The organism is Streptomyces sp. NPDC006430, assembly GCF_040612395.1.
Lineage (GTDB): Bacteria > Actinomycetota > Actinomycetes > Streptomycetales > Streptomycetaceae > Streptomyces.
Genome location: NZ_JBEXQA010000018.1, coordinates 51,568 through 71,397 on the forward strand (window position 1 = coordinate 51,568; position 19,830 = coordinate 71,397).

Sequence of the window (19,830 nt, forward strand, 5' to 3'; positions counted from 1 at the left end):
CTCGTCCGCTGGTGCTACGCAGAGAGCGAGGAACGTGTCGCTGACGTCATCCTGGCTGGGCTCCCCACCGCCGATTGGGAGGTAGGCCCCGAGTCGAACGCCGCTGGCGAACTCGTCATGTTCGACGCCGCCTACTTCGGCACCGAGGTCGGGACTCTGACGGACAGCGCCGTTCTCGAACTCGACGCTGGACACTACCGGGTGGACTCGGCAAGCATCGAACCCGACCACCTGACGTCCTTTCGCGTCCACCGATTTTGCGTGCCACCGGTCTCGGCGCCCTTGCGGATCTCGGCTTCCGCCGCCGGCGACGACGTACGCGACCCGTGCGTCATTGGCTGCACGGCCACCCGCACCCGCACCCGCACCCGCAAGCTCACACCTGGACAGACGAAGACCGGGATGTGGGAGAGGCGACCGCCATGCCGTCATTGTTGCCGGGTTCCGAGGGGAAGTCGGAGCCGCCGCCTACGGGCTTGCGGGGCCGGCGTTCCCGGCTCGTGCGGCGGCCGCCGCCTCCAGCAGGAGCCAGCCGTCGACCTCCACCGCCCGCCGCTCCCCCGGCTGCCACCCGCGGGCCAGCGCCACGTCGAGCAGGGCCCGGACAGCGCCCGGCTCGTGCAGGTTCAGGTCCGCGCCCCGGGTGAATCCCACGTCCCCGGAGCCGAAGGGGGCTCCGCCCGGGACGTACCGGCCCGGGCCCTCGGCGAAGACGATGCGCAGCGGGCCGCCGGTGCCGGGCGGCTGCGGGTACAGCGTGAGCGTCTCGCGGCAGTCCGCGGACCGGCCGCTGTCCAGCACGTGGTGGCTGTGGCGGAGCGTCCACAGGTACGCTCGCCCGTCGGCGACCAGCCGGCGGGGCTTCTTCGGGTGGCGGGGCACGGAGCCGAGAGTACGCGGCCTGATCCACAAGGGCACCTGTGCCGTGTCCATGGAGCCGGCGGGCGCCGGGCCCTTGACCTGTGGAGTGACGGTTGTGCTGCTCCTTGCGACAGGCGCGGCAATGCGTCCGGTACGGGGTGCGGCCACGATCCGCTGATGTTGGCGGGCCGGCCCCTCACCCAGTCCCGCTGTGTGCATACGGCTGCCGCAGATACGCCCCCGGAACGACCAGGGCCGACCGAGCCCGGTCTTACCGACGCGGTCCGGTTGCTGCGCAGCACGTTCCACGGATTCGTCGCCCTGGAGACTTCGGGCGGGTTCGCACACGAGCGTTCACCGCAGCAGTCCTGGGTTCGCGCCCTCGACGCCCTGCACACGCTCATGGAGCACTGGCCCCCGTCCCGAGAAGGAGACTCCGCATGACCTACCCGACCATCGGCAGCCTGCGCGTGAACGGCGCGACCCTGTACTACGAAGTACGCGGCCAGGGCCCGCTCCTGCTGCTGATCCCCGGAGGAACGGGCGGCGCGTCCTCCTTCGACGGCATCGCCGACGACCTGGCCGTTGAATACACCGTCGCGACCTACGATCCCCGCGGCATGTCCCGGAGCACGCTGGACGACCCCGAGGCCGAGCAGCGAGTGGCCTCGTGGCGCACGAACCGCCGCTCGTGGAGGTCCTGCCGGACGCCTCCGAACATCGCGCGCTCATCGCGCGCGTGCAGGAAACCTTGCGTGCACGGGGGCTCATGCCGGCGATGGCCGTGTTCGCCGCGGCCTGAAGAAGGACGGCGACACCACCGAACCCTGTGCTCACGGCGTCGGCACCCCCGACCCTCCACCGGCCATCGAGCAGGCCCCCGAATATTCCGTGCCGGGCCGCTCGGTGGAAGTGCAGACTCGTTCCATGGCGAACATGCGCGCATTCCGGGATGCGGTCAGCCGCTGGGCGGCCGGCGGTCCCGGCGAACCGGCACGTGCTCTGGCCGTGCAACTGGGCCTGCGGACGGCGGTGTTACTGGAAGGACCGAGTGACCTGGCGGCCGTCGAGGCACTGGCCGCACGGCGTGGCCGGGACCTGGCCGCCGAAGCGGTGTGCGTCGTCCCGATGGGCGGGGCTATGAGCGTCGGCCGCTATTCCGGGCTCCTCGGGCCGGCCGGTCTCGGCCTGCGCCTGACGGGACTGTGCGACGAGCGCGAGCAGCGCTTCTACGACCGCAGCCTGAAACGGGCCCGGGCGCCACACTCGGGTTTCTTCGTGTGCGTGGCAGACCTGGAGGACGAGCTCATCCGCGCGCTGGGCACCGACCGGGTCGAGGAGATCATCCGGACCGGGGGCGACCTGCGGGCCTGGCAGACCTTCCTACGCCAGCCCGCACACCACGACAGGCCCCGACAGCAGCAGTTGCGGCGCTTCCTCGGCACGAAGAAGGGCCGCAAGATCCGCTACGGCCGTCTCCTGGTGGAGGCCCTCGACCCCGGACAAGTACCGGCCCCGCTCGACGACCTCCTCGCGAGCCTGTGACCGACGTACGAACGCACGGCCACAGGCGCTGCGTTCGCTCTGTTTCGCCGTTCGTCCGGTTGCCAACTGTCGCTGGCGACGGACATTTGCCCTGTTCGAGCGAATTTCTGCACTGCCGCCCCGGACCCGCCGAGGCCACCGGCGCGATCCTGAACATACGTTCCCCCACTGCCCCCGAAACGGCCGTGACGGCCTCGTTCCAACGCCGTTCTTAGAGCATCAGTACCAATCCTGCGCCCATCCGGAGGACGCCGTGAAGCCAGCCCCCGCCCGCCGCGCAACCCCTTCCCCATTCGAACGCCACGCCGGCACGACCGCCGCCCACAGCGAGCCCGGCCGCCGCCCCGGGACCGCGCGGTGAGCGGCGGCGCCCGGCACACGGTGCCGGTCGACGTCCATCTCGTCCTGCGCCGCGACGGCGAGCCCGGACCGGAAGTGCTGCTGTCGCGGCGGGCCGGGCCGGTGTACGCGTCCGGGCTGTGGCACTTGCCCTCCGGGCACCTCGATCCGGGCGAGGACATGGTCGAGGCGGTGATCCGGGAGGCCCGCGAGGAAACCGGCGTCCTCATCGGGGCCGAGGACGTGACCGCGGCCGTCACCGTCCACCACCGCCCGCCCCGGGGCACCGGTTCTCGGATCGGCGTCTTCTTCGAGGTGCGGCGGTGGTCGGGCCGGCCCGGGGTGATGGAGCCGGACCGGTGCGACGGGATGGGCTGGTACGCGTTGGACGGGCTGCCGGAGCCGATGGTGGCGTACTGCCGGGCGGGATTGGACGCCTACCGCGCCGGGCTGCCCGCCGCCGTGCACTTCCAGCAGCCGGACGACCTCGTCCAGTACACCGCGGGCGGCCCCGCCCGCACGCGGCTCCTGCCCGGTCCGCCCACGGGTGGGGTCGATCTGCCCTACCGGCTGCGGGTGTTCGCTGAACAGGCCGTCGGACGGGTCACGCAGGCGGTCGACGTCTCCTGGGCGCGCACCGGCAGCCGGGTCTGGCGGCTCACCGGATCCGGTGGCGGCACCTGGTACCTGAAGCGGCACCGCGGGCGGCGGTTCCACGACCGGGAAGTGGCCGCCTACCGGTCGTGGGTGCCGGTGCTCGGTCCGCGCGTTCCCCGCCTCGTGGCGGCCGACGCGGAGGAGCAGGCCGTCGTCATCACCGCACTGGCGGGGCGGTCACTGCACGGCCTGGTCCTGGATGCGGCAGCCGAGGTACGTGTGCAGCACAAGCTGGGCCGCCTCGCCTCGGCCCTGCACCGCAGCGCGCCGGAGCAACCCGCCGGGCCTTCGGCCGCCTTGGGCACGGTGAAACGTCAGTTGGAGGAGGCCCGGCCGTATCTGGCTGACGGGGACGAAGACCTGATCCTTGCCCTGACCCGCGCGTACGAGGGCCTCCCGCAGCCCGTACTGGTGCCCACGCACGGGGACCTGCAGTACCACAACGCGCTCCTCACCGGCGACGGCGAGCTGCGGCTGTTCGACTTCGAGCGGTCGCAGTACGCCACCGCCACCCGGGACATGGTGCGCCTGAGCGACACCTGGACCGGGCGGCCCGATCTGCGCGACGCCTTCCTCGACGGGTACGGCAGACCGCTCACCACCGCCGAGGAACTCGGCCTGGACTGCGAAACCGCCTTCGACGCCGTGTCCGGCATCGCCTACGGCACCACCCACCACGACCCCGAGGTCGCCGAACGCGGCCGGCGCGCCCTGCTCCACCTGCACGCCGCCCGACACACGTAGGCCCCGCAACCGGGGACCTCCACGTCCCTCCGCAGCTAGGCCCGAACTGGCCGTGACGGTGCCCTACGCCAGCAGTCGCTAAGCGGTCTCAGGGAAGTGGGGTGCGTTTCCGCGTCGTTCGGTGCGTGCTCTCGGCGTGCCGGCTGAAGGCCCTTGTACTGGACGTACTCGGGTCTTCGGCCGGTGCGGCGAGAGTGCGTGCCGGGCGGCGTGGGGGCGTGCCTCACTTCCCCGAGCCCGCTTAGAGCAGGAGAGCCCCGCCGAACGGGTGTCCGGCGGGGCTCTCCCACGAGGTTCAGACCGTACGGGCTACCAGGGCGGCAGCGGCAGGCCCGCGGCCCGCCTCGGCTCCAGGAAGTCCTCCCGGAAGATCTCCAGGCAGGCCCTGAGCAGCGGGATGTCCACCTCCGCACCGAGGTGGGTCAGCTTGGCCGACTCCTCGTCCATGCGGAACTCCAGCAGGAGCCCACCGCGTCCGGCGTCGGTCATCTCCACCACTTCCATGGCGTCGAAGTCGTCGCTGCCGAGCACGGTGAGGGCGGCGTACTCCCGTCCCTGCACGGTGAAAACCCTCATAGCCATCCCTCGAATTGCAGGCCGCCGCCGCGTAGGCTCCATCGCGCGCCGCGGCCGGTGGATTTCTCGATTATGTCGAGGACGTGCCCACCGTAGAAAGCGGAGGACTTCTCGATGGTCCGGGTTGTCGTGGAGCTCCCCAGGATCTCGTCCAGTAGTACCTCGGCCCCGTCGTTGAGTGCCCGCTTGTCCGTGAGGCGGTTGGCCCCGTTGAGGAACGGCAGGTACTTCTTGACGTGGTCGGCGGTGCGCTTCACCGGGTCGGTGTGCTTCTGCAGCGCCCGGCCGGCCTCGGTCATGTGGAAGTCGCGCTGGAACGGCTTGCCGTTCTTCGGCGGGATCTCCTTCAGCGCCGCCGCCCGCAGGTCGTCGTCCGTGGCGTTCTTGAGGGCGCCGCAGTTGTGGACCAGGACGGAGGCCGCGCCCGCACGCACGTAGTAGGTGTGCGTGTCGGTGACCGTCAGGTTGTGGACGCGCTGTGCCTGCGTCCACGCCGTCACGGAGGTGACCTGTACCCACGTTCCCGAGGACGTCTGGAGCCACTGGCCGGCCGACAGGTCGCCGGCGTCGACCCAGCGGCGCTGCTCCGGCACCCAGAAGGGGTGCCCGTCAGTGGCGGTGATGACCTCGGAGGCCGTTCCCTCGTCGCCGTCGGTGTCGACGGTGATGCGGACGAGGTGCTTCTCGCCCTCACCGACGATCCGCGCGGAGACGGGTTCGGCGGTGGTGGCCCCGGTCCCGGGGTCGGTGGTGAGGACCTCCTCGCCGATCTCCACGTCCTCGATGGGCTTGGCGGAGCCGTCGGCCATCACGACCTCGGTGCCGGGCGTGAAGCTGTTGCGGACCTTGCAGCCGCCTCCGCCCCCGTCGCCGCCGTCGTTCTTCGCGGCCTTCTTCGGCTCGGCCGACTTGGAGGACTTGCCGTGCCGGTCGGCCTTCTTCGCGCGGGCCGCCGCCTCCCTGGCCTGCCGGGCCGCGGTGGCCTTGGCCTCCTCGGCCTTGCGGGCCGCCGCCGCTGCGCGTTCCTGTGCGGCTCTCCGGGCCGCCGCCGCTTCCTCCTCCAGCTTTCTGGCCCGTTCGGCCGCTTCCTCGATCTGGCGTTTCCATTCGGCCAGGTCCTCGGCGTACTTGGCCATGGCCTGCTGGTAGCGCTCGACGCGCGCGAGGATGTCCCGCGCAAGCTTCAGCTTGCCCATCCAGCTGTTGAACGCGTCCCAGGCCCGGTCCAGGGCCTTCAGGATGCGCTTGGCCTTGCCCGCGAAGGGCAGGGCCGCCTCGAAGGCCAGGCCGGCGCAGGCACCCCAGTCACCGCCGAGGCAGGCCTTGATGTCGTTGTAGCCGGAGGCGTCCTTGAGGATGCCGATGGCCACGTCCAGCGCCACGTCGAGGGCGCTTCGGCCGTTCGCCCAGTTCGCCCAGGCCACTTCGGCGTCGGTGAAGTCCTTGATCGGCATCACCGGCGGCGCGATGGCCTGGCCGGAGGGGTCCGAGAACGTCACGGGCGAGTTGTTGGCGTAGGCGTACGGGTTCTGCTGATTGGCCTCGTTGTAGTCGACGATCGGGTCGACGGACAGGAACCGCCCGGTGGCCGGGTCGTACTCCCGTGCTCCCAGGTGGACCAGGCCGGTGGACTCGTCCGTCTCACCGCCGACGAAGGCCTTCTTGCCGGGCCACACGGCCGGGGCGGTGCCCCGCGCGTCACCGAAGGGGGTGAACTTGCGGCGCGTGACGGCCTGGGTGGCCGCGTCCACCGCCGTGGTGGCCGTGCCGTTGTTGTCGGCGAGCAGGAAGGAGGTGGTGACCGTGCCGTCCTTGGCGGTCCTCACCATCGTCGGACCGGCCGTGTGCGCGTAGTAGCGCGTGGCCTCGACCGCGCCGTTCGGCTTCAGCCTGACCTCGGTGCCGGGCAGGTACAGGGTCGTACCGGCCGTGTCGCGCTTGATCAGGCGGTTGCCGTTGGCGTCGTAGAGGAACTCGGTCGTCTTCGCGCCCTCGGTCACCTTGGCGAGGTGGCCTTCGACGTCCCACTCCATCTGCTGGCTGTTGCCCTGGACGGTGCGGGTCTTGGTGTTGCCTACCTCGTCGTAGGCGAACGTGTCGCTGCGGGTGCCGCCGGGGCCGGTGGTGTCGACCCGCTGGAGGCGGTTGGCGCCGGGCTTGCCCGGGGTGCCGTAGCCGTAGGAGCGGACGACGTCCTTGGTGAGGTCGCCGGTGGTGGAGTGCTGGACCTCCTTGGTGCGGTTGCCGGCCGTGTCGAAGGAGTACGAGGTCCAGTACGGGGCCGGTCCGCCGACCTTCGGCGCGGAGCCGGGGCCGGTGGCGTTCGGCTTGGCCGCGCAGTCGTCGCTCGCCGTCCACGCCTCGCTCATGCGGCGCATGTAGTCGTAGGCGAAGCACTGCGTGTCCGTCGCACCGGTGGCGGCCGCGCCCTCCTGGTCCTTGACCTTGAGGATGTTGCCGACGGCGTCGTACTCGTACGAGGTGTCGTTGATCCGGCCGGGGGCCTTCTCCCGGTCGTTGACGGTGCGGGTCAGGCGCCGGGTCTGCTCGTCGTAGAAATTGGTGGTGAACAGCTGGGAGCCGGCGGCGCCGGTCTCCGTGCGCAGCACGTCACCCATCGGCGAGTAGTCGACCTTGCCCACGAACGTCTTGCCCGCCACACCCATGACGGTGGGCAGTTCGAAGTGGTTGTAGGCCATGGTCACGCGCTCGGCGGGCAGGCCGCCGACCGCGGGCTGCTGCGTCCACGCGGTCAGGCCCGTGTTGGGCCGGTAGCCGGTGGAGAAGGCGTACGTGCCGGCGAGCGCACCCTCCGACTTCGGGATGGTCACCGTGGATCCGGTGGGCCGGTAGCCCTGGTCGTAGCCGGTGATCGCGTGGGTGTACGCGTTCCCGCCCACGTAGCGGGTCGAGGAGACCGGGAGGCCGACGGCGCCCGGCAGGGTGTCGTAGGCGATCTCGCTGAGCTTGGCACCGGACAGCGAGCCCTCGTGGGTCCCGGTGACACGGCCGAGGGCGTCGTAGGCGAACGCCACGGTCTTGCCCCGCTGGTCGGTCACCGACTCCAGGCGGTCGCCCTTGCCGAAGACCTTGGAGGTGGTTCCCTTCTCCGGGTCGGAGACCTTCGTCTGGCGGCCGCGGATGTCGTACTCGAAGGACCAGGTGTCCCCGGCGGCGTTGACCACGGTTTCGAGCTGGCCGCGCCGGTCGTAGCCGTAGCGGGTCGCGTCGTACGCGCCGGTCGGCGAGTCCGAGCGGAAGTAGCGCAGCTCGGTCTTGCGGCCCTGGCCGTCGAGGAACGCCTGGGTCGGCGTCTCACCGGTCGGCGGATCGACGGTGATGCTGTCGCCGCCGTAGGTGGTGGTCGTCCGTGAGGTCTCCTCGCCGAACTTGCGGGAGACCTGCGCGGTGGGCCGGCCGCTGCCGTCGTACTCGGTGACGGTGGAGGACGGCACCTCGTTGTCCTTGGGGGCCCACTGCGCGCCGGAGGCGGTGCCGCCGGTGTAGTAGGCGCCGTTGGACTTCCACACCTGGCCGAGGCTGTTGTAGAAGGTGTCGGCGATCAGCCGGCCGCCGCCGAGGGCTTCCAGCTGGGTCTGGCGGATGCGCAGGCTGCTGTCGAAGATCTCGTAGCTGCTGCGGTAGCTGCCGTCGTCGACGAGCGACTTGGTCGTGATGACGACGGGCGCGTCCGGGCGGACATCGTAGGTGAACTCGGCGTCCGGAGACTTGGTGTCGGGATCGCGGTCCGGGGACCAGGCCTTGGCGAGGCGGCCGAGGGCGTCGTACCGCATGACGCTGCGGCGGCCGTTGGCGTCCTGCTTGGCCAGGATCGACCCGCGGCCGAGGTCGGTCTCGGTGGTGTCGGTGTGGCCGAGGGGGTTGGTGGTGACGACCTTGGTGACGATCTGCCCCGAGGCCGGGGTGTAGTCGATCTTGGTGACCTTGCCGAACACGTCGGTCGTGGTCTTGGGACGTCCGTAGGAGTCGAAGGTGAGCGAGCCGTCCGTGGTGTACTGCGGCTGGCCGTTCGCATAGCCGGACAGCGACTCGGAGCGGACCACGTTGCCGACGGCGTCGTAGGAGAGGCGGGCGTCGGAGATGACGTCGTCGGGACGCTTCACGTCCTTGGCGTCACAGGCCTTGCCGACCGTCTCGATCCGCTTCTCCCGGCCGATGATCCACCGGGATTCGTCGGACTCGTACTCGTAGCGGGTGCAGCTGTCGTCCTTCGGGTCGGCGACGTCGCCGAGGTCGGAGACGGTCTGCGGTATGCCCCGCTCGTCGAGGGTGGTCTCCTGCGCGGTGCGCCGCCAGCCCCGGCCCTCGGAGAGCAGTGTGCGGGAGGCGACGTGGGTGGTGCCCCGGACGAAGGACTGCAGCGGCTCGATGCCCTCACGCAGGCGGGTGGCCGTCGGGCCGTGCAGCCACGGGGTGTAGGTGGTCGCCGCCTCCAGGGCGCCGCCCTCGCCGTTGAAGGCCAGGACCTCACGGGTCTGGCCGGCGAAGAGGCGGTGGTCCGCCATCTCGACGCCCTCGGAGTCCTTGACCTTCACCGAGCGCTTGCCGCCCGAGGGGGCGGCCCGGTCGCCGTCGAGACCGCGGAAGAACAGGGTCTCGGTCAGGGACCGCTTGTCCGGCGCCGCGCCGATCAGCGTCCGCACGCGTTCGTAGCCGCGCCACTGCGACCACGTGCGCGTGTGGGGGCGCATCGTCTCGGTCTCGTCGTCGTACGCCCACGCCGGCGTGCCCAGGTACTGGTACTCGGTGACCCGCGTCGGGGAGTTGCCGTTGCGGTCCTCCTCCTGCACCTGGTCGACGACGTGTTTGTGGAACCAGTCCGTGACGTAGAGCTTCTTCTCGCGCTTGGGGTCGTTCGGGTCCGGTATCTCGCTGATGACCGGGTAGCAGCGCAGGGTGTTCGACTCGTGGGAGGCGGGGATCACCCTCGGGTTGGCGGCCCGGCACTCCGGGGCGCGGTAGTGCACGTTGACCGTGGAGCCGGTCTCGGTGTCGATGGCTTCGATGCGGTAGCGCAGGTACGGCGGCTTGCCGTCGTCCATGCCGTCGACGCGGTTGGGCAGTTGCTTGCCCCGGAAGGCCACCGGCGGGAGGCTGATCTCCTTGCCGTTCTTGCCGGTGTGCTGGACGGCGGCCAGCCACAGCGGGTAGTCGGTGCCGTCACCGGTCTGCGGGAAGTCCTGCGTGAGCTTCCAGGTGTCGACGGGCTGGTGCGCGGTGCCGTTCCAGACCTCGGTGGTGATCTCGGTCAGCCGCTTGCGGGTGAAGAACGTCGGCGTGAAGCGGGCCTTGCACTCCTCCTTGGCCGCGCACAGCTGGTCGCCGGGGGTGTCGGGCCACATCTTGGCGATGTTCCAGTCCACCTCGGGCTTGAGCTTGTCCTCCGCGCAGTCGAAGTCCTTCGACTTCAGGCAGCGCTCGGCGACGGTGAACTGCACCTGGGCCGGGGCGTTGGCGAAGAGGTTGTCCTTGCGCAGGCCGTAGGAGATGTGGTCGAGCCAGCCCCCGCGGTCGTAGGCGCGGTTGGTGGAACCGCCGGCGATCTTGTAGTTCGACCCGTAGTGGTTGACCTCCTTCTGGTACCAGTAGGTCATGGCGTTGCCACGCGGGTCCACCACGTAGTCCAGGTTCCAGCGGTAGGCCTGGTCGCAGACCGAGTTCGCGAAGTCGCCGGCCTTGAAGCAGTCCTCGCCCGGGTGGTTGCCGTAGACCGGTACGAGGAGGGCGGAGTTGGTGACGGGCTTGCCCGTGCTCCAGCCCGGTACCTTGTTCAGGCCGAAGTGGAACTGGACGCCCTGCGGGGTCGTGACCCGCCAGTGCTCGCCCTTCTTGTCGCCGTTGTCGGCGCCGGTGAGCAGCTCCACGCGGGAGCTGTCGTCGTCTGAGGGGCGCCAGACGCCGGACTTGTCGTCCCGGACGAGCTGCGTGGAGCCGCCGTTGAGGGACATGGTGACGGTGGAGACGGCGTGGCAGAGGTCGCCCGTGTCGTCCTTGGGGTTGTTGAACCCGGAGCCCTCCTTCTTGTCCTGGCTGCAGGGGATGAAGGAGCGCTCGATGAAGTTGGACCCGAGGTCCCAGCCGTCGCCGACCCAGGAGGTCTGCTGCGAGGACGCCGAGGTGCGGCCGTCGATCTGCGCACTGGAGTACCCGAGGGCCAGGGACGGGCTCGGGCCGCCGAGCGAGGCCGGCACTTCGAGCGGGTAGGACCAGGAGAAGTCACCGGCCGAGCCGCCCGCCTGCCAGGAGCCGGAGGGGTTCAACGAGGTGGCTTTGAAGGTGCCGTTGGCGCCGTCGGCGCTGGGTGCGGCCGCCAGCACCATCGGGGCGGCCGCGGCGGCCGCGGCCAGCATCATGGGCGTGGAGGAGCGGGCACCCTTGGTGGCGAACGAGCCGGTCGCGGGGGCGGAGCCGGGCTGTGCGGCGGTGTCGACGGTGGCCGTGAGCGTGCCCGTACTCGGGTCGTTCCTCGTGCTGACGGGGGTGGCCGTGCGGCACTCGGGCCGCTCGGGCGTCGTCAGCGCGCAGGCCGGCAGTGCGGTGAAGCGGAGCCGGGAACCCCAGCTGCCGCCATACGCGTTCTTGAAGGCGTTGTAGTCGAGCTCGACCGAGACGGGTGCGTCACCGGCGCGGGTGTCCGTCCGCGTGACGGCCATCAGGAGCCCGCCCGGGACACCCACCTTCTTGGCCTGGGCCTGGTCGAGCAGGTCGACCTTGACCTTGACCGGGGTGTCGACGGCCGGGGCGGCCCGCTCCGAGGAGGCAGCGGTGAGCGCTTGGGGGGCGCTGTGGGTCTGCGCGGCGTCACGGTTCTGCGGCGCTGCGGCGGCGATCCGCACCGGCAGCTTCCCGGCCTTGGCCGAGCCGGTCTGCGGGGCGGCAGGGCCACCCGCAGCGGGGGCCGAGAGTATCCGGGAGCGGCCGTCGGCGGGTGCGGAGCCCGGGTCGGGAAGCTGGACCTCGGCCGAACCTGCGGCGGGCCAGGCCACCTTGGGCGGGGCGGTCCACTTGTTGCGCTGGGACTCGCCGGGTGTGGGGGCGGGCTTGCCGGTGACCGGCTTGCCGCCGACCTTGGTCAGCTTCTGCAGTGCGGGCGGAGTGGTCTTGGAGGCCGCGGACGCCGGCGGCGAGGCGAGCCCGGTAACACACAGGGCGACGGCCAGGGCTGGTACCGACCAGCCCAGCGCGCGTCTGCGCTTTCCGCCCCTAGCGTACCAATTTCGATTTCGCAAATTGGGTTCCGTCATAGGTCACGCATGCACAAAAGTACACACTATTCGAAGGTTTATCCAAGACCGTAACAGTGAGGGCTGCGCCACATTTCCGGACACCGCCCGGTCGGAAATTCGACACCGCAAAGCACATGCCAAGTCGAGGCAAAGTCGGACAGAAAGTGGCCGGAATGGGAATTTCCTATTCCGTTTATTCCGGTGGGGCCACAGGTCATGAGAAGCTCGCCCGGACTGATCAAGCCATCCGTGCCCAGGAAGGCCTCCTGAGCGCCCGGATCGACTACGAGGAACCTCCGTGAGACCACCCCTGGCGCGGCTCCGCGCCACCGGCCAGCCCCGCTTGCGGGCGTCGGCGCTGGTCACGACCCTGGCCCTGACCGCAGGCCTGATAGGGACCGCGCCCCTCGCCGCCGCGGCGACCGGCGCCGGCCCTGCCGCCGGGCGGTCGGCGCCCGCCGCCGAAGCCGAGAAGGCAGCCGCCGAGGCGAAGCGGACCGGAAAGCCGGTCGAAATCGTCGGCCAGCGCACTGAGACCGACGAGGTGTGGGCCAATCCGAACGGCACGAGAACAGCAGAGCGTTCGCTGGTGCCGGTGCGGGTCCGCCAGGGCGGAAGGCTCATTCCCGTCGACACGACCCTGCACAAAGGCGCCGACGGCCGCCTCGCACCGAAGGCGACCGCGATCGGGCTGACGTTCTCGGGGGGCGGCGACTCCCCCCTCGCGGTGATGTCGGAGAACGGCCGTGACGTCGCCCTGAGCTGGCCCGCGCCGCTTCCCGAGCCCCGTCTCGACGGCAGCAGCGCGGTCTACCCGGAGGTGCTGCCCGGCGTGGACCTGCGGGTGAGCGCGACCGTGGACAGCTTCTCGCACGCGCTCGTCGTCAAGACCCGCGAGGCCGCCGGCAATCCGGCCCTGGCCTCGCTCTCGTTCGGCCTGAAGACCAAGGGGCTGACCGTACGTGCCGAGGCCGACGGGCAGCTGCGGGCCGTGGACCCGGCCGGGCAGACTGTCTTCGGCTCGGCGAAACCGCAGATGTGGGACGCGGGCGGGCAGAAGGCCGAGGCCGCGGTCACCGCACCGGCTTCCCCGGTGCCCGCCGCCAAGTCCCTGCGCTCGGCCGGGGCTGCCGCGGCCCCCGCGGTCGCCACCGAGCCCGCCGCCGGGTCCGCCCCGGCCGACGCGCTCCCGGCGCCGGTCGAGGGCGTCACCACCGGTGCGAAGCAGGCCGACCTAGGGGTCCGGCTCAGCGGCACCACGCTCACCCTGACGCCGGACCAGAACCTGCTCAAGGCGCCCGGGACCACGTACCCGGTCGTGATCGACCCGACCTGGGACGCCTGGAAGCAGGCGTGGACGATCGCGTACAAGCACAACGCGTTCCCGTCCTCGCCGAACACGAACTACTGGAACGGCGGCACGCTCAGCAAGGACGCCCGCGTCGGCTGCGCCAAGGACGCCGCCAACGGCAACGCCGTGATCTGCGCCAAGACCTTCTTCCAGGTCGGCATGAAGGACTACTGGGACAAGCAGATCATCGAGTCCACCCTGCGCATCAAGCAGAAGTCGGCGGGCTCCTGGAGCTGCAAGTCCGGTGACATCCAGGTCTGGGAAACCGGCACCATCTCCAAGTCCACCACCTGGAACAACCAGCCGGACTGGAAGCGGCTCGTCGACTCCAGCGGCCAGTCCTACGGTGGGCGCAACTGTCCCGGCGACGGCGACGTGATCGAGCTCAACGTGAAGTCGGCGGTCGCGACGGCCGCGCAGAAGCACTGGGGCACCTGGACGTTCGGCCTGAAGGCCGCGAAGGACACCGTCGACGTCTCCTGGCGGAAGTTCGACCCGAACAGCGCCCGTGTCTCGACCACGTTCAACACCACTCCGGACAAGATCACGGAGCGTTCCACCGACCCGTCGGTGCCCTGCGCGGGCGGGGTCATCGGGACCACCGACCAGATCGTCCTGCGCGCCCGGGTGAAGGACAAGGACAAGCAGGACGTCTCCCTCGCCGCCGAGTTCCACTACTGGAAGAACGGCGCCTCCACCCCGACCAAAGCCACGATCAAAGCCAGCAACGGCAACGTCGCGCAGCTGCGCATCCCGGCCAAGGACCTGAACGGCACCTATCGGTGGGACGTGCGCACCCTCGACCACGTCGGCCCGGCCGGCCCCTGGGCCGGCCAGTGCGTCTTCACCATCGACCGGACCCGCCCGGACCGTACACCGCTGGTGACCTCGAAGCAGTTCCCGGAGGGTGAGGACGACCCGGAGAAGACCGGCTTCGCCCGCTCCGAGGGAACCTTCACCCTGAGCGCCAACGGGGTCAAGGACGTCACCGCCTTCGAGTGGTGGACCGACTCCAGCCCGAAGGTGAACAAGATCCCCCCGACCACGGTCGGCGGCTCGGTGGACATCAAGTACACACCGACGACGGCCGGTCCGCAGCGACTGTTCGTGCACAGCCTCGACGCGTCCGGCAACCGTTCGAACCTCAAGGAATACCTGTTCTACGCCAAGCGCCTGGCCACCCGTGACAAGCACGGCGACCTCAACGGCGACGGCACCGTGGACATCTGGAGCGTCGACCCGGGCTCCGGCCTGCTGTGGATGCACCCCGGCAAGGGCGACGGCACCTTCGACCTGTCCCGCCAGCTCGACCAGGGCTCCTTCGCGGACGCCGCCTCGCTGACGCACCGCGGCAGCTGGAACGAGGACTACTACGAGGACCTCGTCGCCCTGCGGCCCAGCCCCGACAACTCCCGCAAGAACCTCTACGTCTACCCGGGCAAGGGCGACGGCGACCTGGAGAGCGCGGACGCCAACCGCATCGAGCTCCAGGTGGGCAACCCCGACCTGGACGACCACTGGGCCGACGCGGACCAGGCCGTCGCGATCGGCAGCATCGACGACGACAACGGCGACGGCAAGGTCGACGACGCCGACCAGCCGGACCTGCTGGTGAAGACCGGTGACCAGCTGTGGCTGTACCGCGGCTCCGCCGTCGGCTTCCTCGACGCCTTCGGCGAGCCCATCCTGCTCGGCAACGCCGACTGGAAGAACATGACCGTCATGGCGCCGGGCGACCTCAACGGCGACCGGCTGCCCGAGATCTGGGCCCGCGACACGGTCACCGGCAAGATCCACCAGTACACCAGCCGCGTCACCACCGAGCCGGGCGCGGCCACCGCGGCCGACCTGTCGGTCTTCGCCGACCCGGCGGTCCGTACGACCTCCATCGGCAGCGGCTTCACCGAAGCCGCCTACGCGCACCTGTCCAGCAACGGCGACTTCGAGGCCAACGGCTTCGCCGACCTGTGGTCGCGTGACGGCAACGGCCGTATCACCGAGTTCCCCGGGCAGACCCCGGCGGGCGGTTCGGCCTTCGGCGCCGGCCGGCAGCTCGTACTCGGCGGCACCTCGTGGTCGGAGTGCCAGACCTTCACCTCCTCCGCGACCGGCACGCACACCCTGTGCGGTCCGATCCTGGCCAAGTACCTGGCCAAGGGCGGCACCTCGGTCGGCTACCCGAGCACCGACGTGCTCGTCCCGGCCGACGGCGTAGGCCGCTACGTCAACCTCCGCGGCCCGGGCCAGACCAGCGACAACGGCTCCATCTACTGGCACCCGAGCAGCGGCGCCTGGATGGTGTGGGGCGGCATCCGGGCCAAGTGGCTCGCGATGGGCGGCGAGAAGGGCGTTCTGGGCTACCCGACCTCAGACGAAGCCCCGACCTTCGACGGCTCCGGCCGGTTCTCCACCTTCTACTCCGCCTCGGGCGGCAAGGGCGGTATCTACTGGTCGTCCGACACCGGCGCCTGGTCCGTCCACGGCTCGGTCTACAACAAGTACGTCTCCCTCGGTGGCCCGGCGAGCCCCCTGGGCTATCCGATCACCGACGAGACCAACGTCGGCGACGGATCCGTCGCTCGCTTCAACCACTTCCGCAAGCGCTCCGACCCCGAGGCCACCGCCTCCATCTACTGGACCAAGGGCAACGGCTCCTGGTCGGTCTTCGGCTCCGTCCGCAAGCGGTGGATCGCCATGGGCGCGGAGAAGAGCACCCTGGGCTACCCGACCTCCGACGAGTACGAGGTCGCGGGCGGTGTGCGCGAGGACTTCGAGAAGGGCTACATCCGGGCCAACAGCACCACCGGGGCGACGGTGGAGCACCAGCCGAACGACCGCACCGCGCACCTGCGCACGGACCTGTCCGGCGACTTCAACGGCGACGGCCGCAGCGATATCGCCACCGTCTACGACTACGGCGACAACACCACCGCCCTATGGGTGTTCAACGCGCTGCCCGGCGGCGGCTACGAGGCGCCCACCGTGCGCTGGACCAGCACCAAGGGCGGCTTCTCCTACCAGCGCGCCAAGTGGGTGGCCGGGGACGTCAACGGGGACGGCCGCGCGGACATCGTCGCGATGTACGGCTACGCCGACGGCTCCAACGCCCTGTGGAGCTTCCTTTCCAACACCACGGGCACCTTCACCCCGGTCAAGGGGCTGACGGCCGCCGCGGGCACCTTCGAGTGGGCCAGGGCCAAGCCGCTCGCCGGCGACTTCAACGGCGACGGCAAGGCCGACGTCGCCATGGTCTACGACTACGGCAACGGCGAAGCGGGGGCCCACACCTGGACCTCGAAGGGCGACGGCTCCTTCAACTCCGCCCTCGCCAGCTGGCGGACGCCGGCGGGCAACTGGTGGATCGACCACGCCACGTGGCGGGTCGGCGACATGAACGGCGACAAGCGCGACGACTTCGTCGCCCTGTACGGCTACACGGCCGGCGGGGTCGCGGTCTTCACCTTCCTCGCCCAGCCGAACGGCGGTGTCGGCGCCCCGGTGAAGTCGTGGTCCCAGCCCGCGGGCGGCGCGTGGGAGTACGCGAAGATCAAGTTCACGGCCGGCGACTACAACGGCGACGGCCGCGCCGACGCCGCCCTGATGTACGACCACGGGGACGGCCACGCTTCGCTGTCGACGCTGCTCGCCAAGTCGGACGGCACCGTCGCGGACCCGGTCCGCAGCTGGGACACCCCGGAGGGGAGCTGGTACGGCACGAGCGCCAGCACCCCGCTCTCGGGCGACTCCGACGGGGACGGCCGGGACGACATCTCCTCGCTGTACAACTACGCGAGCGGCGCGTCGGGCACGTTCACCTTCAAGAGCCGCCCCGACGGCGGCTTCGAGAACGGCTTCCTGAGCTGGCAGACCCTACCCGGCACCTGGTGACGAGGACCGCACCACTCTCGTAACTCTTCGCCGGCCCTTGGGCACCGGCCGCAACGGGCCCCGTACCGCTACCTGGTGGCGGTACGGGGCCCTCGGCGTATGCCCTTCCTCCGTGAGGGGAAATCGGTCCTGGCGCACCGAGGCGCGCCGGGGCCGGGGACGGACTCGGCGGCCCGAGGGCGGACTCGGCGGCCCGGCAACCGCCGTTACGGGCGCCCGAGGAGCTGGCTGCCGGCCGTGTTGTCGGTGCGGGCGGTGAAGTACTCGGTGAAGGCCCGGACGAATTCGTCTTCGGTGATGCGGCCGTCCCCGTCGTGGTCGAGCTGGCGGAAGCCGTGGTTGAGTTCGGCGGGGTGGACCCGGGAGCCACCGAAGATCGTTCGGTACTCATCGGCGCACAGGTGTCCGCTGCCGTCAGTGTCCGCGGCGTGGAAGATCGCCCGTACCGCGACGTGCAGGCCCTGCTCGAGATAGGCCGACCCGGCGTCGATCCCGGTGAGCATGGCGGTCACGAACTCCTCGCAGGTCACCTGTCCGTCGCCGTCGGCATCCATGCTGGTCCGCAGGTGCTGCCACCAGGTCTCGAAGGCGGCATAGACGCTGGCTTCGCGCTCAGGGGGGAGTTCGAGCGGCCAGCACACGTTGTGTGCCATGGCTTGCAGGTCGGCCGAGCCGATGCGGCCGTCGCCGGTCTGGTCCAGGACCTGCTGGAAGAAGGTCTGCAGGCGCGCCGGACGGGCATCAGCACTCTTGCGGCGGCGCGGTGCGGGAAGCCGGACGACGCTTGGCTCCGGCGGGGAAGGACGGTCGCTGGGGGGCTGCGGGGTCGAGGGGATACCGGCCAGTGGGGTGCGGTAGCGGCGGTGCTCGGGCAGCGCGTTCATCAGCACGCGCATACCGCGGTGCAGGCTGAAGGACAGCAGGGCCGCGCGGCGGGTGCGGGGCAAGCCGAAGCGCTCGCGGAAGGCTTCCGGCAGGTCCGCGATGGTCAGCGCACCGATCACGTGGGCGGCCACCGTGCGCAGGAGCGGCCAGGCGGGCGTCAGGTGACCGAGGCGGCGCGGTGCGGGGGCTTCACGGAGCATGTCGAAGAGGAGGTAGCGCACGGGTTCGCCGTACTCGAGGCGCGAGCGGATCGTGCGGTCCATGTACGCGGGCACGTCCGCGGCCGTGGCGGGGAACAGGTCGTCGGGCAAGCCGAACTCGGCACACACCGTGCGGAACTCCGCGTACATCTGGTCCAGTTCATGCGGCGCCAGCGGGCGTCCGGACAGTTCCCGCATCGCCGTCATGCACTCGTACAAGGTGACCAGCACCCACACCCGCACCGCCGGGTCCAACGCTGTGTACGGCCTGCCCTGCTCGTCGGTGCCGGCCAGACGGCGGTGCGTGCGCTCCAGCCGGGCGACCTCACGGCGCAGCCCTTCACGGTCGGAGAAGAACAGCCGCTTCCCGCTGTCCATGGTGTGCTCGATGCGCCGCCACGGGTGCGCGCGGTAGGTGGAGAAGTTGGCCATTCCGGCTGCGACCGCCGGATCCGCGGTCTGCAGAACCAGTAGCCGCCACGCCACCAACCCGATCCGCCACTCCCCCAACGTGCGGCGCAGCAGTGAATCAGGGCCAGGAAGGTCAGCGGTAACCAAGGGGACGTCTCCTCAAGCGCGTGCACAGGAATGGCAGGGGACGGCCGAAAGGCGATCATCCGGCTATCCGCCCAGCCCAACGGTCCTCCCGGCATCCGGGAGCGGTCGGCTACCCGAATTCACCCGTCCGGGAAGGCGTGGGTCGACTACCGGGCCGCCTCTGCCCGTCCGGCATCCCGAGCAGGGCGGACTGCCCCCGGCTGACTATGGGCCGCGCCCGCGTGTTGCGTGGCCGGGGCTCCGGGCCGCCGGAGATTGACCGGTTCGCCATGCCCGTGAAGGACCGCCGGGGCTGCCTGCCAACGGTGCGAAGTGGCCGCGGCCAGGTTCGGTCGTCCGGTGGAACCTCCTGTTCCCGCACTCCCCTTCCCGGGGCCACCTGCAGCGATTGCCATCGCGGCGTGGAGCGTGCACCGCCGTAACGGACGCGGGAACAGGCCACTCGGGTACCGCCGGGAGGCCGGTGGCCTGCCCGCAAGGTGACGTATCAGGACGGGACAACAGGCCAACGTGCCATGGGGAGTTGCCGTTGGTCCGTGCCGACGCAGAGACTCGGTGCTGCACCAGGACGCTCATCCGGATGCCCCCGACCACGCACCATCTTTTCCCGGGTGGCACTCCGGCCGTCGGCCGCGGGCGCCGGCCAGCCGACGCCGTCTTCGCGGTTCCGCATCCCCTCAGAAGTCCCACAGAAACGAGAGGAAATTCGCCATGTCCGAAACATCTTCCACTACCGGTTCAAACCACCTCGATCTGGACCTCGACCTCGACCTCAGCGAGCTGACCGTCACCGCGCTGAGCGACACCGCCGCACTGCCCGAGAACGGCGCTTCCTGGGGCTCCTGCTCCTGCCAGGGCTCGTCCTCCTGCGCCCAGCCGCAGGTGGAGACGCCCGTCGTCTGACGGCGGTGACGCGACCGCTCCCGTGCGGCCGGCCCACCAGGTCGGCCGCACGGGCTGCGGCCCGAGCCGGAAGACA

8 protein-coding genes and 3 pseudogenes are annotated in these 19,830 nt (G+C 70.5%); 7 read left to right on the plus strand and 4 right to left on the minus strand.

Annotation, left to right across the window (positions count from 1 at the left end):
• Positions 1-3: 3 nt before the first annotated feature.
• Positions 4-219 (plus strand): annotated as a pseudogene (locus tag ABZZ20_RS23880) (Imm21 family immunity protein); the annotation flags it as partial.
• A gap of 249 nt (positions 220-468) precedes the next feature.
• Here the strand turns inward: ABZZ20_RS23880 and ABZZ20_RS23885 are convergent.
• A complete protein-coding gene (locus tag ABZZ20_RS23885; protein WP_356872705.1) occupies positions 469-882 on the minus strand; it encodes a hypothetical protein in 414 nt (137 codons plus the stop codon).
• Positions 883-1,122: 240 nt separating this feature from the next.
• Between ABZZ20_RS23885 and ABZZ20_RS23890 the strand changes: the two are divergent.
• The 4 genes and pseudogenes from ABZZ20_RS23890 to ABZZ20_RS23905 all read left to right on the plus strand — a co-directional run.
• A pseudogene (locus ABZZ20_RS23890) lies at positions 1,123-1,305 on the plus strand (TetR-like C-terminal domain-containing protein); the annotation flags it as partial.
• Positions 1,302-1,689: pseudogene (locus ABZZ20_RS23895) on the plus strand (alpha/beta hydrolase); the annotation flags it as partial. The pseudogenes ABZZ20_RS23890 and ABZZ20_RS23895, both read left to right, overlap by 4 nt.
• Before the next feature lie 99 nt (positions 1,690-1,788).
• On the plus strand, positions 1,789-2,406 hold the full coding sequence (locus ABZZ20_RS23900) for a TOPRIM nucleotidyl transferase/hydrolase domain-containing protein (RefSeq protein ID WP_356872839.1): 618 nt from the start codon (positions 1,789-1,791) through the stop codon (positions 2,404-2,406).
• Positions 2,407-2,763: 357 nt separating this feature from the next.
• Entirely contained in the window at positions 2,764-4,146 is a 1,383-nt protein-coding gene (locus tag ABZZ20_RS23905; RefSeq protein WP_356872707.1) for a phosphotransferase, read from the plus strand.
• Between the two features lie 309 nt (positions 4,147-4,455).
• On the opposite strand, the gene ABZZ20_RS23910 is transcribed toward ABZZ20_RS23905, so the two are convergent.
• Positions 4,456-4,728, minus strand: coding sequence for a hypothetical protein (locus ABZZ20_RS23910; RefSeq protein ID WP_356872708.1), 273 nt, complete (start codon positions 4,726-4,728; stop codon positions 4,456-4,458).
• A complete protein-coding gene (locus ABZZ20_RS23915) occupies positions 4,719-11,972 on the minus strand; it encodes an RHS repeat-associated core domain-containing protein (RefSeq protein ID WP_356872710.1) in 7,254 nt (2,417 codons plus the stop codon). Before ABZZ20_RS23915 ends, ABZZ20_RS23910 begins: the two co-directional genes overlap by 10 nt.
• A 295-nt stretch (positions 11,973-12,267) precedes the next feature.
• Here ABZZ20_RS23915 and ABZZ20_RS23920 point away from each other — a divergent pair, with 295 nt between their 5' ends.
• Positions 12,268-17,208, plus strand: coding sequence for an FG-GAP-like repeat-containing protein (locus ABZZ20_RS23920; protein ID WP_356872712.1), 4,941 nt, complete (start codon positions 12,268-12,270; stop codon positions 17,206-17,208).
• Between the two features lie 206 nt (positions 17,209-17,414).
• Here ABZZ20_RS23920 and ABZZ20_RS23925 read toward each other — a convergent pair whose 3' ends face one another.
• Complete coding sequence (locus ABZZ20_RS23925) at positions 17,415-18,851, minus strand: oxygenase MpaB family protein (protein ID WP_356872714.1); 1,437 nt, start codon at positions 18,849-18,851, stop codon at positions 17,415-17,417.
• A gap of 711 nt (positions 18,852-19,562) precedes the next feature.
• Between ABZZ20_RS23925 and ABZZ20_RS23930 the strand changes: the two genes are divergently transcribed.
• Positions 19,563-19,754 (plus strand): thiazolylpeptide-type bacteriocin, encoded by a 192-nt coding sequence (locus ABZZ20_RS23930; protein ID WP_356872716.1) that lies wholly within the window; start codon positions 19,563-19,565, stop codon positions 19,752-19,754.
• Positions 19,755-19,830 lie beyond the last annotated feature (76 nt).

Coding starts and splice junctions, on each gene's coding strand:
- ABZZ20_RS23900 (WP_356872839.1), top strand. CDS start 1,789: ATGGCGAACATGCGCGCATTCCGGGATGCGGTCAGCCGCTGGGCGGCC.
- ABZZ20_RS23910 (WP_356872708.1), bottom strand. CDS start 4,728: ATGGCTATGAGGGTTTTCACCGTGCAGGGACGGGAGTACGCCGCCCTC.
- ABZZ20_RS23930 (WP_356872716.1), top strand. CDS start 19,563: ATGTCCGAAACATCTTCCACTACCGGTTCAAACCACCTCGATCTGGAC.